Annotated in this window: 21 protein-coding genes; 12 read left to right on the top strand and 9 right to left on the bottom strand. The window is 42.9% G+C overall.

The features are described from left to right. Nucleotides 1-69: 69 nt before the first annotated feature. Both D1970_RS19690 and D1970_RS19685 read right to left on the bottom strand, forming a co-directional pair. Nucleotides 70-1,077, bottom strand: coding sequence for a sensor histidine kinase (locus D1970_RS19690; RefSeq protein WP_119114561.1), 1,008 nt, complete (start codon nucleotides 1,075-1,077; stop codon nucleotides 70-72). Then, complete coding sequence (locus D1970_RS19685; RefSeq protein ID WP_119114560.1) at nucleotides 1,070-1,765, bottom strand: response regulator transcription factor; 696 nt, start codon at nucleotides 1,763-1,765, stop codon at nucleotides 1,070-1,072. Before D1970_RS19685 ends, D1970_RS19690 begins: the two co-directional genes overlap by 8 nt. 156 nt (nucleotides 1,766-1,921) lie before the next feature. Here D1970_RS19685 and D1970_RS19680 point away from each other — a divergent pair, with 156 nt between their 5' ends. The 8 genes from D1970_RS19680 to D1970_RS19645 all read left to right on the top strand — a co-directional run bounded on the left by D1970_RS19680 (nucleotide 1,922) and on the right by D1970_RS19645 (nucleotide 8,607). Beyond that, on the top strand, nucleotides 1,922-2,233 hold the full coding sequence (locus D1970_RS19680; RefSeq protein ID WP_119114559.1) for a hypothetical protein: 312 nt from the start codon (nucleotides 1,922-1,924) through the stop codon (nucleotides 2,231-2,233). 63 nt (nucleotides 2,234-2,296) lie between these two features. Then, entirely contained in the window at nucleotides 2,297-2,716 is a 420-nt protein-coding gene (locus D1970_RS19675; RefSeq protein WP_119114558.1) for a GNAT family N-acetyltransferase, read from the top strand. 289 nt (nucleotides 2,717-3,005) lie between these two features. Further along, nucleotides 3,006-3,806 (top strand): zinc transporter ZupT, encoded by an 801-nt coding sequence (gene zupT, locus D1970_RS19670; RefSeq protein WP_119114557.1) that lies wholly within the window; start codon nucleotides 3,006-3,008, stop codon nucleotides 3,804-3,806. A 322-nt stretch (nucleotides 3,807-4,128) separates the two neighbouring features. Continuing rightward, on the top strand, nucleotides 4,129-5,298 hold the full coding sequence (gene trpB / locus D1970_RS19665; RefSeq protein WP_374978571.1) for a tryptophan synthase subunit beta: 1,170 nt from the start codon (nucleotides 4,129-4,131) through the stop codon (nucleotides 5,296-5,298). Nucleotides 5,299-5,387: 89 nt separating this feature from the next. Beyond that, a complete protein-coding gene (locus D1970_RS19660) occupies nucleotides 5,388-5,924 on the top strand; it encodes a DUF1572 family protein (protein WP_119114555.1) in 537 nt (178 codons plus the stop codon). A gap of 9 nt (nucleotides 5,925-5,933) precedes the next feature. Beyond that, nucleotides 5,934-6,146 carry a hypothetical protein gene (locus D1970_RS19655; protein ID WP_119114554.1) on the top strand — a complete coding sequence of 71 codons (213 nt, stop codon included), beginning with the start codon at nucleotides 5,934-5,936 and terminating at the stop codon, nucleotides 6,144-6,146. Between the two features lie 5 nt (nucleotides 6,147-6,151). Then, on the top strand, nucleotides 6,152-7,099 hold the full coding sequence (locus tag D1970_RS19650; RefSeq protein WP_246370323.1) for a M20/M25/M40 family metallo-hydrolase: 948 nt from the start codon (nucleotides 6,152-6,154) through the stop codon (nucleotides 7,097-7,099). Nucleotides 7,100-7,230: 131 nt separating this feature from the next. Continuing rightward, nucleotides 7,231-8,607, top strand: a complete 1,377-nt coding sequence (locus D1970_RS19645; protein WP_119114552.1) for an MATE family efflux transporter — start codon at nucleotides 7,231-7,233, stop codon at nucleotides 8,605-8,607. Nucleotides 8,608-8,671: 64 nt separating this feature from the next. On the opposite strand, the gene D1970_RS19640 is transcribed toward D1970_RS19645, so the two are convergent. The 5 genes from D1970_RS19640 to D1970_RS19620 form a co-directional block, all read right to left on the bottom strand. Continuing rightward, complete coding sequence (locus D1970_RS19640; protein WP_119114551.1) at nucleotides 8,672-9,373, bottom strand: LrgB family protein; 702 nt, start codon at nucleotides 9,371-9,373, stop codon at nucleotides 8,672-8,674. Further along, a complete protein-coding gene (locus tag D1970_RS19635; protein WP_119114590.1) occupies nucleotides 9,370-9,735 on the bottom strand; it encodes a CidA/LrgA family protein in 366 nt (121 codons plus the stop codon). The genes D1970_RS19640 and D1970_RS19635 overlap by 4 nt, the downstream gene beginning before the upstream one ends. A gap of 205 nt (nucleotides 9,736-9,940) precedes the next feature. Continuing rightward, nucleotides 9,941-10,840, bottom strand: coding sequence for a LysR family transcriptional regulator (locus D1970_RS19630; protein ID WP_119114550.1), 900 nt, complete (start codon nucleotides 10,838-10,840; stop codon nucleotides 9,941-9,943). Nucleotides 10,841-10,946: 106 nt separating this feature from the next. Next, complete coding sequence (locus D1970_RS19625) at nucleotides 10,947-11,387, bottom strand: DUF2269 family protein (RefSeq protein WP_119114549.1); 441 nt, start codon at nucleotides 11,385-11,387, stop codon at nucleotides 10,947-10,949. 10 nt (nucleotides 11,388-11,397) lie between these two features. Further along, nucleotides 11,398-11,748 (bottom strand): ASCH domain-containing protein, encoded by a 351-nt coding sequence (locus tag D1970_RS19620; protein ID WP_119114548.1) that lies wholly within the window; start codon nucleotides 11,746-11,748, stop codon nucleotides 11,398-11,400. Between the two features lie 274 nt (nucleotides 11,749-12,022). On the opposite strand from D1970_RS19620, the gene D1970_RS19615 reads away from it, so the two are divergent. The 3 genes from D1970_RS19615 (at nucleotide 12,023) to D1970_RS19605 (ending at nucleotide 13,534) form a co-directional block, all read left to right on the top strand. Further along, entirely contained in the window at nucleotides 12,023-12,547 is a 525-nt protein-coding gene (locus D1970_RS19615) for a hypothetical protein (RefSeq protein WP_119114547.1), read from the top strand. Then, entirely contained in the window at nucleotides 12,528-12,713 is a 186-nt protein-coding gene (locus D1970_RS19610) for a hypothetical protein (protein ID WP_119114546.1), read from the top strand. The genes D1970_RS19615 and D1970_RS19610 overlap by 20 nt, the downstream gene beginning before the upstream one ends. An 80-nt stretch (nucleotides 12,714-12,793) precedes the next feature. Beyond that, nucleotides 12,794-13,534: a polysaccharide deacetylase family protein gene (locus D1970_RS19605; RefSeq protein ID WP_119114545.1), complete on the top strand. Its 741-nt coding sequence runs from the start codon at nucleotides 12,794-12,796 to the stop codon at nucleotides 13,532-13,534. 73 nt (nucleotides 13,535-13,607) lie between these two features. Here the strand turns inward: D1970_RS19605 and D1970_RS19600 are convergent, their stop codons facing one another. Together D1970_RS19600 and D1970_RS19595 are read right to left on the bottom strand one after the other, a co-directional pair. After that, nucleotides 13,608-14,390 carry an aminoglycoside adenylyltransferase domain-containing protein gene (locus D1970_RS19600; protein WP_259339722.1) on the bottom strand — a complete coding sequence of 261 codons (783 nt, stop codon included), beginning with the start codon at nucleotides 14,388-14,390 and terminating at the stop codon, nucleotides 13,608-13,610. A 194-nt stretch (nucleotides 14,391-14,584) separates the two neighbouring features. Next, nucleotides 14,585-15,106 (bottom strand): GNAT family N-acetyltransferase, encoded by a 522-nt coding sequence (locus tag D1970_RS19595; protein WP_119114544.1) that lies wholly within the window; start codon nucleotides 15,104-15,106, stop codon nucleotides 14,585-14,587. A 182-nt stretch (nucleotides 15,107-15,288) separates the two neighbouring features. Between D1970_RS19595 and D1970_RS19590 the strand changes: the two genes are divergently transcribed. Further along, the gene (locus tag D1970_RS19590) at nucleotides 15,289-16,608 is read left to right on the top strand and encodes a short-chain fatty acid transporter (RefSeq protein ID WP_119114543.1); all 1,320 of its coding nucleotides are present in this window, start codon (nucleotides 15,289-15,291) and stop codon (nucleotides 16,606-16,608) included. The last annotated feature ends 12 nt before the right edge of the window (nucleotides 16,609-16,620 follow it).

Here is a 16,620-nt window from a genome sequence, read left to right as displayed (position 1 = left end):
TTATAAGAATTCTTTATCGTGACTTCCTTCGATTCCCCGAACAAAAGGAAAAAGCATGTGACATTTTTGTCACATGCCTGTTATTTTGACGAATTCATTTTTCTCCGGAAATGTCAGCCTAAAGGTCGAACCAGCTCCAGGTACCGATGAAACATCGATTGTAATAAGGAGCGGTATCGCCGCTTTTTTGGCAAGATATAGTCCCATTCCTGTTGCGGCGCTACCAAGGTTGCGATGGTCTGTTGATGTAAATCCTTTGTCAAAAATGCGAGGTAGATCCTTTTTACTGATACCTATACCAAGATCCTTAATCTCCAGTACAACTCGGCCGTTTTTTCGGCAGCTGTTGATTGTCACGTCGGACGACTCACTGTATTTAACCGCATTTGTCAGAAGCTGTCTGATGATAAAAGCAAGCCACTTGGCGTCTGTGAGGGCTTCAGGGGCTTTAAGCTCAACCTCGAAGCCTATTCCTTTTTGCATGCACCATGATTGGAGGTCTTTGATTTCTTTGAAAATCAGCGGCTTTAAATCTGCTTTTTCGATAAAAAGATCATTCTCCATGAATGGCAGCCGTTTTTGGTGCAGCTGCTGATCAAGAAGGAGATGAATTCTCAGCCATTCATATGTCAGTCCCGCCTTCAGTTTTTCATCATCTAGTCGATCAATCATCAGATGCATCGCTGTAAGTGGGGTTTTTACTTCGTGAATCCAGGATAGCAGGTCATCCTTTTCCTGTTCGAGCGTAGTCAGATTACGCGAAGATGATTGCTTGAGCCAATCTGTTTGTCGCTCGAGGCTATCCTGGACAATTGTTTCGAAGGGGCTATTCCCTTCAACGAGGCTGTTTGTGTCAAGCTGGTTTTCCCAGTCTATCAGCTTCCTGTAAAACCTTGTTTCGCTGTTGTAACGAACCGCAAGAAAAATGATGAAAACAATCAATGACAAAAAGACATAATATAGGATGGGAGCCAGAGGTATGGGAGCATCCAGCCAAGAGACAAGCACAAGCAGGAAATGAAGGAATAATACGAGCAGAATCCAGCTTAATCTTTCCTTGATAAACAGCCTAATCACAGGCACTCTCCTCCTCGACAGCCATATAGCCTTGTCCGACCTTTGTTTCGATATAGCGGCCAAGCTCTAAGTCATCGAGTTTTCTTCTGAGGCGGTTTACATTTACGGTAAGGGTGTTGTCGCTGACAAAATGTTCGTCATTCCAAAGATATTCAATGAGTTCCTGCCGGCTGACAATCTTGTTTTTATGTTGAATAAGTATTTTTAATATATACATTTCATTCTTAGTGAGTTCAATGGAAGCTTTTTGATTTGACACCGTATTGTTATCATCATTGATTGTTGAACCGCACCAAGCTCTCAGCTTTGAAGGTTCGCTGCTGTAATCGTACACCCGGCGGAGAGTCGCCTGGATTTTTGCAATGAGCACGTCAAAATGGAAGGGCTTCTGGATGAAGTCGTCTCCGCCGAGCTGCATGGACATTACCATATCTGTCGGATGATCGCGTGAAGATAAAAAAAGGATTGGTACACTGGATTGGGAGCGGATCATCCGGCACCAGTGAAAGCCGTCATATTTGGGTAGCTGTATGTCGATGATGACCAAATCAGGCTGTATATTTGCAAAGTCGGCGAGTACATTCGCGAAATCGGTAACTCCATATACGTCATAGGACCACTGGGTCAGTCTTTCCTTGATTTCCTCAAACAAGGTGACATCATCTTCGATTAACAATAATTTAAACAACAGTATCACCACTTTTATTTACTATCTCATTATTGTATAACAAACAGAATCGCTGCGCACCCCACTATTAGAAGGAACAGCGATTGTTTGCGAAATCAGCTCTATTCCTGTAGGCTGAAAATGAATAAACTCTGTTCGTGAGGAAGGAGGCTAAATATGCTGATTGCCCAGCCTTATATCATCGTTAAAAGAACGATCAAAGATAATCGTCAGCTAACAATCGAAACACGTGAAACTCTTAAGCTGTATCATGACAGGATAATCAGTGCCTCTAACCATTTCTACCTCGATGACATCCTCGATATGTCGTATAAACCCTTTTCTGGTAACAAAGGGCTGCTATATTTTCACACAATCAGAGGGGTATATTCGTTCCATATCCCGTCAAAACCATGCAAATTCATCGGCCAATACCAGTATTTAAAAGAAATGCGGGCACAGCAAGGATGTCCATTAACAGATTGGTGAACTTAATAAACCATAACAATATTATGTAAACAAAATTTATTTAACGAGGAGAAATTTTTTATTATGAACCCAGTGAAAAAACCTTTTCGTATTTCTTTTGAGAAACTAAGCCCAGAAGACTATGTGAGTATTCGCTTAGAAGCGGGACTTAGTGCAAAATCGGTTGAAGCAGCAGCCATTGGATTGAAGAATTCTATTCATTCTGTATCGGTATATCAAGATGCAGTCTTAATTGGCTTTGGCAGAATTATCGGCGATGGCGCATTGTTTTATCAGATTGTTGATATTGCCGTAAAGCCAGCTTGGCAAGGGAAGGGCATCGGAAAAGAAATCATGCAGCAGCTCATGGATTATCTTGAGAGAAATACACTTCCCGGGGCCTACGTCAGCCTGATTGCTGATAACCCGGCCAACCGGCTGTATGAGAAGTTTGGGTTCAAGTATACAATGCCTCAATCCCACGGGATGTATAAAAAATATTGAAGAATTAAATATTTTAAAACGAGTGTCTCAATTTAGAGGGCCCGTTTTTTTATTTTAAAATGGGGAAATGGAAATAGGTGATTAAAAAAACTTAGGTACAGAAATCAATAGAGCCTTTCGGCATATTATTTGCGTGGGTGGCATGACAACATCTAGAATGGTTTCTATAAGTCAACATTTTACGTGCTGCTGCATAACATACTGCAATATGGGAACATAGCCCAAAAAGTTGTGTTTGTCCAATACTGTTTGTACAGGTCCATGTACCGGCGAGGAGGTGGAAAAGGAATTGGACGAGGGAATTCTGTTGGCTTTCGGTTTGACGCTTATGGCGGGTCTTGCCACCGGAATCGGAAGCTTGCTTGCATTTTTTACATCAACAACAAATAAGAAGTTTTTGTCGTTGGCGCTGGGTTTTTCAGCTGGGGTAATGATTTATGTATCGATGATTGAAATTTTTGCTAAAGCGAAGACAGCGCTTGTTGACGCGATGGGTGTCCAGCTGGGAAACTGGATGACGGTCGGAGGTTTTTTCGCCGGTATGCTCTTGATTGCCCTGATTGACAAATTTATCCCTAAAAATAGCAATCCCCATGAAATCAAGACTGTCGAGGAAATGAATGGTCCGCATGAAGATGCACAGCTGCTCAAAATGGGCACTTTCACAGCATTAGCAATAGGTATTCATAACTTTCCTGAGGGAATTGCGACTTTTACTTCGGCACTGCAGGACCCCGCGCTTGGAATGGCCATCGCGATCGCTATTGCCATTCACAATATTCCGGAGGGAATTGCCGTTTCAGTTCCCATTTATTTTGCGACGGGAGACAGGAAGCGGGCCTTTAAGCTTTCTTTTCTGTCAGGTCTTGCTGAACCGATTGGCGCGCTTGTTGCCTACCTTTTCCTCATGCCATTTTTAAATGATATTATGTTTGGTTTCATTTTTGCGGCAGTGGCAGGGATTATGGTTTTCATTTCACTTGACGAGCTTCTCCCGGCCGCCAAAAAATATGATGAAAGCCATATGTCCATTTATGGAGTCGTTGCCGGGATGGCGCTCATGGCCCTGAGCTTACTGCTCTTCATCTAGCGCCTTTCTGCGATATTAAAAATAAGGAACAAAGACATCCTTCTTGGATTCGAATGGATTTTTGGATGAAAAGGTAACGTTCTCACCTTAGATCGCTTTATTAGGCAAAGGTGAGCATTACTCAGCTAATTTAAGCTGGGTAATGCTCATCTTTTTTTGCACGTTCAGTTTTATAAGAGAATGGTTGATTATATTTTGCTGAAATGACAGTGATCTCTTTGTTGAATAACCCCTTTTGAATTATTTGAAAATTCAGCATAATGCGTTATAATAATACCAGTGTGTTGGAAAAGATTTTATCCCAGAAGGAGGCGAAATGAATATGTTGAGTGAGAAGACAGTAAGCAAGGGATATTATGGTGATTTCGGGGGGAGCTTTGTACCGGAAGATTTACAAAAAGTGATGGACCATCTTGAAGGACAATTCTTAAAGGTGCAGGATGACCCAAAATTTAATGAAGAATTCCGGTATTATTTGCGTGAATATGTGGGCCGCGAAAATCCGCTGACGTTTGCAGAAAACCTGACAAGGGTTACGGGCGGGGCCAAGCTGTATTTGAAGCGAGAGGACTTGAACCACACAGGCGCTCATAAAATCAACAATGTGGTTGGCCAAATTCTGCTTGCGAAGCGGATGGGAGTCAATAGGGTCATTGCTGAAACCGGTGCAGGGCAGCATGGTGTGGCGACCGCAACCGTGTGTGCCATGTTTGGGATAGAATGCGTGATTTACATGGGCAAACTTGATACGGAAAGACAAGCACTGAATGTTTTCCGGATGGAGTTGCTTGGAGCGAAAGTTGTTGCGGTAGAAAAGGGCCAGGGTCGCTTGAAGGATGCTGTTGATGAAGCACTTGCAGACCTTGTCCAGAACCACAAGGATACATTTTACCTATTGGGGTCTGCTGTAGGACCGCATCCTTATCCAACGATGGTGAAGCATTTCCAGTCGGTCATCAGTGAAGAATCAAAGCGGCAGATCCTTGAAAAGGAAGGGAAGCTTCCAGCCGCGGTCATTGCCTGTACAGGCGGAGGCAGCAATGCCATCGGGGCATTCGCCCACTATATAGATGAACCAGAAGTACGCCTAGTAGGAGTGGAGCCATCCGAAGCACCAACCCTTTCTGAAGGAGTCCCTGCCGTTATCCATGGCTTTAAATGTCTCACGCTTCTTGATGAAAAAGGAGAGCCGAAACCAACCTACTCGATCGCTGCTGGGCTGGATTATCCGGGTGTCGGGCCTGAGCACAGCTTCCTAAAGGTAAGCGGCAGGGCAGAGTATGTCACGATTTCAGGCAGTGAAGCCTTGGAAGCCTTCCAGATTCTATCTAGGACAGAAGGAATCATACCAGCACTTGAAAGCTCACACGCGGTTGCCCACGCCATCAAACTGGCAAAGGAGCTTCCTGATAGCGAAAGCATTATTATTAACCTATCAGGGCGTGGGGACAAGGATGTCGAGCAAGTATTTAATATGCTGAAAAAAGAATAGAAGCAAACCAGAATTATTTTCAACAAAGGAGCCGCCTATAGCATACGGGCAGCTCTGTTTGTACATACGCTAAGAAAAGAGGGGTGGACATGACCATTGGAGTAGAGTATTTACGAATCATAGCTGATAGGCTGAAAAGCATCAAGAAGCTTGGAGACAAAACGCTGGAACAATTATGTACGGAGGAACTTCACTGGACATTTAATCAGGAATCGAACAGTATTGCCGTTATTGTTAAACATGTCGGGGGCAACTTGGTATCAAGGTGGACTGATTTTTTACACTCTGATGGCGAGAAGCCCAACAGAAACAGGGAAGAGGAGTTTATTGACAGCCTACTGTCCAAACAGGAAATCATCGATGCGTGGGAACACGGCTGGACAGTTCTTTTCGAGTCTATTAGCGGGTTAAAGGAAGAAGATTTACAGAAAACAATCAAGATCCGTGGAGAGGACCACCTTGTAATGGATACGATTGAACGGCAATTAGCCCATAACGCTTACCATGTCGGGCAGATGGCGTATGCCGGAAAAATGATAAAAGATAAGGAGTGGTCATCTCTTAGTATCCCCAAGGGAGAGTCGGAAAAATTCCTGCAGGAGATGCTGGCAAGGCACGGGGAGTGAAATAAGTAGATGTGGAAATGGGCAGCCCAGCAGGTGTGGGCTGCCCTATTTTGGTTCGATAATTTACCAGCATTATTATGGTTTCAAGCGGGGCAGCCGATTAAAGAAATATTTTTGAACAGTCTATGTGAAAACTGTATATCTGTCCGTCTAAAAATTCGAATGATTGGTAAAACGGTGGTAAAATGGGAAGGAAGGCAAGATCAAATGTTAGGAGGATGAAGGACATGAAAAAATTGCAATTGGCGCTGCTGGCCGGTCTCCTTGTATTATCAGGATTCACCATCCAGGCAAAAGCAGCACCGCAGAATCATCCTGGCAAGCTGGCATACAAGCATGTTGAGTACTTGACTGAAGGAATTGGACCGAGGGTAGCTGGAACGGAGAATGAGGGGAAGGCGCGAACCTACATAGCCGAAGAATTGAACAAGCTTGGCTTTAAAGCTGACGTTCAGCCTTTCTCTTACACTAGAAAAAATGTTACCAAAAACTCTGCTAACATCGTGGCTTTGAAAGATTCAAAGAAAACCACCAAACAAATCATTGTCGGTGCACATTATGACTCTGCCAAAATAGGAAAAGGTGCAGACGACAATGCATCGAGCGTGGGTGTCATTCTGGAGACAGCTAAAAAGCTCCAGCACCGTAATCTTCCCTACGATGTAAAATTTATCTTTTTCGGGGCTGAGGAAGAGGGACTGCAAGGATCTTCCTACTACGCAAACAATATGAAGAATGCTGAAATAAAAAATACCATTGCAATGATCAATCTTGACAGCCTTCTTGCAGGCGATAACATCTATGTGTATGGAAGTGCGGACCAAGGGTGGATTCGGGACCTTGCTTTGAACATTGCTGGAAAAAAGAAAATCCCGCTTGAAACGAATCCAGGGCTGAACCCGGAATATCCAGCAGGTACGACTGGCGACTGGAGCGATCATGCACCATTCAAGAAAGCGGGCATTCCGATTGCCTATCTTGAAGCGACTAACTGGGAAATTGGAGACCTTGACGGTTATACCCAGACCATAGAGCATGGAGCCATCTGGCACACTGAAAACGACAATTTAACATTTTTAAATACAGCATTCCCAGGAAGGCCGCAGGAACGGCTCTATCAATTTACAACCATACTGACCGAGCTTCTGGCCGATATGAAACATGAAGTAAAATGACGTTATATGGAAGCAGGGGGTGCATCCTTTTGATGTTCCCTTTTTTTTTTGAGCAGAAAGGAGGCAAAAATTTTGAAATATAGCGTATAATGATTATTTAATTAATTATCAGGCAAGGGAGTTCATACATAATGTATCAGACTTACACTCTTAAAGAAAAAATCCGGCAAATCCTCATTTTGCTCGTACCGATCCTGGTCACACAGCTAGGCATGTTTTCAATGGTTTTTTTCAATACAATCATGTCCGGTAAATATGGTCCTTCAGATCTTGCTGGTGTGGCGATTGGCACGTCAGTCTGGAACCCGGTCTTTACTGGGTTGAGCGGAATCTTGCTTGCGGTTTCGCCGATTTGTGCTCAAAAGTATGGACAAAGAAAAGATAGGGAAGCAGCCTCTGTTCTCGCGCATGGCATCCTTTTGGCCTTGGCCCTATCCGCAATTGTCATTGCAATAGGTGCCATCCTCCTTGACCCGATCCTGAATGCAATGGATTTGCCAGCAAGTGTCCGTAAAACCGCGAAGGGCTACTTGATGGGGCTCGGAATAGGCGTCATTCCTTTGTTTATTTTTAATGTACTAAGGTCCTTTATTTATGCTCTCGGTAAAACGAGAGTTGTCATGATTATCTTGTTATCATCGCTTCCAATTAATTTTTTCCTGAATTATGTTCTTATCTTCGGACGGCTTGGATTTCCCGAGCTGGGCGGAGCTGGTGCGGGGCTTGCTACTTCGATTACATACTGGGTCATTGCGGGCTTGACTGTTTGGATTGTAAAGACGCAGCATCCATTTTCAGATTATGTTTCGATTAATTATTTTAAACGGCTCTCAATGGAGCGTGTCAAAGAAATCCTCCAAATTGGGATTCCAATGGGACTCTCTATTTTCTTTGAAACGAGTATGTTTGCCGTTGTAACCATTTTGTTAAGCAAATTCAGCATTACGACCATCGCAGCCTATCAGTCGGCGCTAAATATCGTATCGTTCCTGTACATGATTCCAATGAGCATATCAATGGCGCAGACAGTTCTTGTCGGCTATGAAGTGGGCGCCCGTCGTTATGCGGATGCCCGTACCTACAGCTGGCTTGGAATAAACCTTGCTATCATCATCGCTGTTTTCGCCGGCCTGCTTGTCGTCCTGTTCCGATACGATGTGGCTGGTTTTTACTCCAATCAGCAGGATGTGATTGAATTGACAGGGCAGTTCCTCATCTACGCACTGTTTTTCATGATTGCTGACGCAATTCAGGCAACCGCGCTTGCAGCATTGAGAGGATACAAGGACGTGAACCTGGCCTTTGTCATGACTTTAACCGCCTATTGGCTAATCTGCCTACCGGTCGGCCATGTTCTTGCCCACTTCACCGGTCTTGGAGCAAGAGGGTATTGGATTGGACTTACACTAGGCCTATTGGCAGCAGGCATCGCCTTATCTATCAGGCTAATCTATATTCAGAAAAAGAAATTCATTCCAATAGAGAATCAGGAAGGCGGCATCGCATAGCCGCTTTCCTGATTTTTTTTTATGTTCAATTCCAGTTTTGGCCATGTTTACTGATTCACAAATGCTACAGAGAAAAGAGCTGGCCTAGGTGCATCAGCAAGGGGATGAGCAGGATTCCGCTTGCAAAGGTGATGACTGCCGCGAAGATCATACCAATCGATGAAAAGGTGGCTTCCTGCTCTCCGTATTCCATCGCTTTGTTTGTTCCTGCTCCATGCGCTCCCATGCCAAGCGCAAGGCCTTTAGCTATCGGGTTTTTAATGGAAAGCCATTTGATGACCATTGGACCGACGATTCCGCCGACCACACCCGTCATGATGACAAATACAGTTGTCAGTGTCGGTAGCCCTCCGGTTTCCTTAGATACTTCTATGGCAATCGGCGTTGTGATGGACCTCGGAAGAATACTTGTGACAAAGTCATATTTAAGGTTGATTGCTTCTGCTAGGACATACGATGAAAAAATCGCGATCAATGACCCTGCTGTAATGCTAGCCAAAATTGTTGATATGTATTTCAATACAAGCTGCCGGTGCTTGTAGATTGGGACGGCAAAGGCTACAGTTGCAGGAGCAAGCATATGAGAAAGCCATTTTGCATCACCAATATATTCAGATGCGGAAATATGTACAATGGAGATAATCCCAATCAACATTGCAGGAGCAAGCAGGAGGGGATGGAAAAATGGCAGCTGCCTCTGGCTGTACAAAAACTTTGCCAGGCGGTATACGATATATGTGATGATGGTAATCAAAAATGTCATCATTGACTGTTCCTCCTCCTTCCACACATTTTTTCAGCAGTAAGGGCCGTCATTCCCATCACAATGATTGTGCTGACAGCTATTAAAATTAGAATCTCAAATCCTTTCAGGCTTAGCATATCATCATAATTGACGATGCCTACAGCCGAGGGGATAAAAAAGAGAAGCAGTTCAGCCATTAGCCAGGCCGCACCTTTCTCAACCCATTCAAGCTTGATGATGTTCAGGCAAAGCGCGATAAACAGAACCGCAAGCCCAAACATGGAAGCCGGTATGGGGAGGGGTATGATGTGCTTGAGCCCCATCCCTGCAAGCAGGAATACATGGATGAATAGCACTTGTAAAATAATCTTTCCGAGTTTCATATTCATTTCCTTTCTAAATGAAAAAAGGAGCGCAGTGCACTCCTTTTATTTCCAACTATAAAAATTAGTGCAAAACCAATGTTACGCCTAATTTTGCCATTCGTAAAATACATATTGGGAATAAAGTAAATAACAAATAGTTATGGTAAGAATGTACATTTGATCCTTGGAATCAGCACCTAATGAGGCTTTCTCGTTGTCACACCTATTGTTCCTCCTGGCCCAACGCGCCTTTACTGCTGAGAATGAAGTCAATCAAGGTTCGGGCAGCCCGAGAAAGATATCGATCCTTTTTGGTGATGACAGCGAGTCTCCACATAACTGGTGGTCGGAGTCCAAGAAAACGCAGTTCCTTATTTGGTACACGCCGGCAGATGGAGGCGGGAAGAATCGTTATTCCAAGGTTGGCAGCAGCCATTTCGGACATTAAATCCCATTGTGAACTTTGGAATAAAATTTTTGGCTCAAAACCTGCTGAAATAAAGTATTCACGTAAAATCTTGTAAAGGGCAAATTCCTCATTATAAAAAATGAATTCTTCATCTGCCAGGTCACTCATATCAATAGACTGTTTTTTGCCAAGGGGATGATCCTCATGAACAACAAGCTGCATTTCTTCCTCAAGTATTGGATAAATTCGAAATTGCTTATCATCAAGCGGGAGAACGGCGACGCCAAGCTCCATTTCACCTTCCTCGACACTTTTCACCACCCTTGCTCCGCCATATTCAGCAATATTCAGTTTGATGTTGGGATAATGGTGATGGAATTTGGCCATCACCTTGGGAAACAGAAGGCTACCGATAAACGGAGGAAGACCGATATGGACCTCACCTCTTTTCAATTCTGACAAATCGTTCAGAGTGGTGGTCATTTCCTCGAGGAGGACACCCATTCTGAGGGCATAATCAAGCACAACCTCGCCTGCATCTGTCAATTCGCTCGTCTTATTGGTACGGATCAGCAAAGTCGTCCCAAGCTCTTCTTCCAGTCCTTTAATGGCTTTGCTCAAGGCAGGCTGAGATATATGAAGCACTTCAGATGCTTTTGTAATGCTTTTTTGCTTAGCCGCTTCGGCAAAAAAACGCAGTTGTCTAAATTCCATTGTGGTCATCCTTTTAGTTAGGTTTCTTTAAGTTTTTCCAAATAAAAAACACCCGTCAATTGTAACATGACAAGGTGTTCGTTTTTTTCAGTCTTCTTATCTTTTTTTACCAAAGCCCAGGCTTGACCACCATAAACCATAGCATGGCAACCAAAAGGGCTATATATATCCAGGTTGAGCGTGTCAGCTTACTGATCAGTTTGTTTTTGTCCTGATAGGGATCACTGAATTTTTTTAGTTTGGGTGAAAAAGCGCTGGCCAGGAAAAAAATTGATGCGAACATAATAAAGAGCGTCATCGCAATCCACGGTGTCTGCCATGACCATGGGCCGAGATAAATAAGGAGCACACCTGTGCCAACAAGCACGTGCCCGGCATGTTTGGTAAGACGGACGGCAAATCGAAAGATTCCGAGGAAGGCTTCAGTCTCATCAGGCCCGGCAGAACGGAGCCTGCCGGCAATGTTCAGCAGGATAAAAAAGGGCCCGATGGAGACAATGACACTTACTACATGAATATACACAAGCAGTTGGTACAAAACGTTCATTATATAGAAACTACTCGTTTACAGGGCTGAATTCATGAACCCAGACTCTCATTTGCGGCAGCCAAGGCATGCCTGGGTGGTAGGAAAGAATGGATTGTTTATAGTCCTCAACTGATTCAAAGCCCTCTGTTCGGGCGTGTTCATCTGTCAGTTCTCCAAGTGCTTGTGAATATACTTTATCCACACGGAACTTTTTATCCTTGAGCTCCATGATTTCTCCCACATCAGCATAACGTCCATTACGGCGTGTAGCGGTTTTTTTTCCTTCAATCACCTTTTCGACATCCTCCGGTACTGTAACAAGACGCTCAATTGTACATGTTTTTGGCGGAAGACTGTTTTGGTCTTGATGGTTCGTCATAAAAACATCCCCTTTTCTTCTATTAACACTACTTTAATGTAACATAATTAGTTTCTTATATAAAAATATGAGCCTTCGTATTTCTAAAAAACAGAAATTTGTTAAAACAGAAACTCAAAATCCTTTTTGAAAAATAATTTAGCATGTATGCTATAGAAGGGAATTAGTGAAACGATTTGTGAAAATCTGTTAAGTATAGAAACTGATTTTAAGTTATTGATCAGAAGTGACAGTGCTTAAGTGTTTTTTTAATACGAGAAGAGGATTGACATCGATGGATGACTTGATTCATAAAAAAATTAGCGGGACAGTATTCAGCTGGAATCTGGATACAGGGGAGCTGAATTACGAGGGTGCTCATGCCACATTATTCTGGGTAGAGACCACGTTAAAAAGTATTTTTGAAACGCTTGAAGAACTGACAGGCTCTGATGAAATTAAAGTTGTCATGCAGACAGCGGGATTCTGGACTGGAAAGATTGTCGGCGAGGACATCTACTCAAAGGAACAGATCGAAGAAATCATAAGGGATCTCCCCCGGACTTACCAGGTTGCGGGGTGGGGGAAAATCAGCATCGACTCCCTTTCCGTCGAAGAGAAAATCATCCGCTTGAAGCTTGAAAATACATGGGAGGTACGTCTTGTACTCGAACAGGCAAAAGATGATCCAATAGCAGAACGACAAAATCCTCTTCTTTGTTCCTTTCGAACGCCGAAGAGGATTTTTATTGTAAGGAAAGGGAAATTGCATAATAGAGGTATAGACAGGAGGAGAGAAGTTGGAAGCAGAAGCATGTAAAAAATGTGGTTATACAGAATTTAAAAAAGGAAAGCTAGGCAATGGATATGTTAACTTGATGCCAATCAATTCATTCTTCAGCAGTGGATCTCCGATGATTGTTACCTTCTGTGGTCATTGTGGGGAAGTGTCGTCTGTCAGCGTAGAAAAACCCAGGAAATTTTGATACATATTTCTCGCCTGCCAAGGGATAATTTCAATATCGAATGGGGAAACTCCAAGAAAGTCCATAAAGGGGGAGTACCTGTGAGAAAGTTTTTTATTCTGTTTACTATATTGCTGGCAATTTCATTTCCATCGCTTGCTTTGGCAGAAAAAAAGATCCCAATACTGATCTACCATTCCATTGCGGAATATAACAATGTTGGCAGTAAAGAGCTGTTCGTGACACCCGCCAATTTCGAAAAACAAATGGGGTATTTAAAAGAGAAAGGATTTACTTTGCTTACATTTGAGCAGTGGAACGAGTTAGGCAGGGTTGAGAAACCCATCTTTATCACTTTCGACGATGGATATAAAAACAATCTGAACGTCTATCGAATCTTTCAGAAGATCTCTGACAGTCGTTTTCGTCCGGCTGCGACCTTGTTTGTCATTTCTGATTTTATTGGGAGGCAGAACAGACTGTCGCGAGAGGAATTGAAGAGGTTGGGCGATTCCGGCTATTTTTCGATTCAGTCTCATACTGCAACACATACTGATTTGACGAAAGAAAAAAATTTCCAGCATGAACTGAAAGAAAGTAAAGAAGTAATACAAAATATTACTGGAAAGCCGGTCATTGCATTGAGCTATCCTTATGGAACCTTTAACAAAAAGGTTGTGAATGAAACAAAAAAGTATTACAAGTTTGGTCTCACCACTACTCCGAGCGCTTACATTCCGAAAGGTGCCAAAGATGAAAAGTACTATCTCCCACGGCTTTATGTCAAATACTCGACCAGTCTTGAAGACTTTGGCAGGCTAGTCGAAGGGGTTAACAGATAAAGGCAATGCTTAGTGAGAAATAAAGGGCTTGGGAGGTCCGCTTATTGGGTTCTTAGTAAAAAAAACAATATACCTACAATAACATTTGCACGTTTCTATATATATAATCTTTAAATTTCTGCAATTCCTTTTTGTCAAAATCAATGGAGTCATATCCACTTATCACTTTTTGAATAGTTGAGTTCAAGTCTTTTGGAAGAGATGATAACCCCCAATTACCAGCTTCTTGTTTAGATGAGATTATACCTTCTTTAAGATACCAATAGACTCTAATTAAGTTCAATGTACAATAAATAGGATTCCGCTCAATATCTTCCAAACAATCTTCAAAATCACACATAATAGACGTTATATAATCCGAACGTGGGATTGAAGGAAATACATTATTTATTGGACTTCCTTCTAAACATATCCCTCGATGCTTTGTGATCGTAATATGTGCCGCTAGATCAGCGTCTTGAATCTGTTTGTCATTTATATATAGAGATGTACCGTTTGATAAATCCTTTTCATAACGTTCCCTCCAATTTTCACTATAATGAAAATCAAATAGAGACGGATGCTTCCAATCCTCCAACTGTTCTCCGTTCATGAAACTGATCTCCACAGGAAATGGGTTATTTGAATTTATCAAAAAAAACTGTGCTAATTCTACTTTGATATTAATAGCTAGCAAACTGTTAGTAACTACTAACACATCTATATCACTACTTTTAGGATTAAATCCTCCCATAGCCAAAGAACCGTGAATATAAAATCCAATGAATTTTTCACTGATCATTTCTTTAGTTCCATCCAACAAGTAAAACATAAAGTCTTTTATTTCTGATGAGCAAGAACTCCAATCACAAATCACGATATAACCCCCTTTTTTAACTTCGCATTTACTTAATTACCTGATTGACAATTGATTAAGAGGATACATCTTATAAATGAAAAGAAGCATGTAAAGTGAGAATAAACCGGCTGCCTACACAATTGCGAGCTCCCGATTTATTCGAAAATTACCAAACTATAACTCTATGGGTTAATGTACAGCGTACCCAGTCCTTATTTGCTCCGGATTTGTTTATTGTTCAGGCCATTTGGGTGAAGCCTGGCCATCATGAATTCATCAACGTACTCTCCGTTTGAAACTATGCTCGCAGACATTTTCCCTTCAGCTTTAAATCCGCACCTTTCATATAGAGCTTTAGCCCGTGGATTTGTGGCAAGCACACCCAGTTCAAGGCGTTCAAGCATCAGCCAATTATCGGCAAGGTCAATCACTTTTGTTAAGAGAGCCTGTCCAACACCCTGGCCATGGTAGCCGCTATCTACCCCAATGTACAAGCTTCCGGAATGGGCCTTTCGTCTTTTTCCAACGGTAAGGCCAAGAAACCCAATGACTTTATCTTCCGTTACTGCCACAAATTCATGCTGGTTCTCATCAAGACTCCGCAGGCGGTTTTCAACCGAGTCGAGCCTCATGCTCGGGATAAATCCCATGTAAGGCAAGACCTCTTCCTGTGTATAAATTCGATGAAGGTCCCGTGCGTCTTTCGGTTCAACAGCGCGAATAGTGAATTTCAAATTTCATTCCCCCTAAATAGTGCAGTATCGACATTTGAAGCAGATTAAATAATTTCGGTAAGCTGTACAGATTTCCCTCTTTTCATGTTTAAAAAAGGAATTTCAGTCTTATAAAAAGAAAATACTGAATATTGTTGAAATGATAGACAATAGCTTTTCACTACAAACAAGGAGGAAATGTATTGAAGACGATTGTTTCTTTTTTTAACAGGATTATGCAACGTTGCTTGCCTGATCCGTTTATCTTTGTCATTTTGCTTACACTTGTTGTCCTTGGCCTTGGTGTCATTTTGACCAATAACAGCCCTTACGGAATGGTTCAGGATTGGGGGACCGGGTTTTGGAGTTTGCTGTCATTTACAATGCAAATGATACTGGTACTAGTTACGGGCCATGTTCTGGCAAGCTCAGCGCTATTTAAGAAAGGGTTAGGATTTCTTGCATCCCTGGCTAAATCGCCAGGTCAGGCAATTGTCTACGTGACATTCGTTTCACTGATTGCGAGCTTGATTAACTGGGGATTTGGGCTTGTTATCGGCGCATTGTATGCGAAAGAGCTGGCAAAAAAAGTGAAAAATACCGACTACAGGCTTCTGATTGCCAGCGCCTACACTGGATTTGTTGTTTGGCATGGCGGCATTTCGGGCTCGATTCCGCTTACAATCGCAACGAAAGGCCATTTCTCTGAAAATATCATTGGAGTCATTCCTACGAGTGAAACGATTTTTTCAACCTTCAACATGGCAATTGTCGCAGCGCTTGTTATTGTCCTGCCGCTTGTCAACCGTTTAATGATGCCGCCTGAAGGGGAAGAATTCACGGTCGATCCGCTCCTTTTGGAGGATAAAGTACAGGCAGCCGCTCTGGAAGCGGGGAGCCTAACGCCAGCTGAGCGGCTCGAAAACAGCAAACTTGTTTCCCTGGTAATTGGTGTACTTGGTTTAGCATTCTTATTTTATTATTTTACCAAAAATGGTTTTTTGCTGAACCTTGATATCGTCAACTTCCTGTTCCTTTTCCTTGGGATCCTGTTCCATGCGACACCAAAAAATTTCCTCGCAGCTGTACAAAATGCGGTACAAGGAGCAAGCGGGATTATCATCCAGTTCCCGTTTTATGCTGGTATTATGGGAATGATGACCGCTTCAGGGCTTGCTGCGGTTATATCCGAATGGTTCGTTTCTATTTCAAATGTACAAACATTTCCATTCTTGACCTTTATCTCGGCAGGAATCATCAACTTTTTTGTCCCTTCTGGCGGCGGGCAGTGGGCAGTCCAGGCGCCAGTTGTACTTGAAGCGGCAAAAGCCATGGATGTACCCTTTCCGAAAGCGGCGATGGCTGTTGCTTGGGGAGATGCGTGGACCAACCTCATCCAGCCATTTTGGGCGCTTCCCGCTCTCGCCATTGCCGGCCTGAAGGCCCGGGACATCATGGGTTACTGTGTATTGGCTCTGATTGTAAGCGGCTTTATTATATCTTTGGGATTTTTATTCTTGTAGAAAGAGAGTGCA

It is taken from the genome of Mesobacillus zeae (assembly GCF_003570705.1).
Lineage (GTDB): Bacteria > Bacillota > Bacilli > Bacillales > Cytobacillaceae > Mesobacillus_C > Mesobacillus_C zeae.
This window is presented reverse-complemented; position numbering and strand designations above follow the sequence as displayed.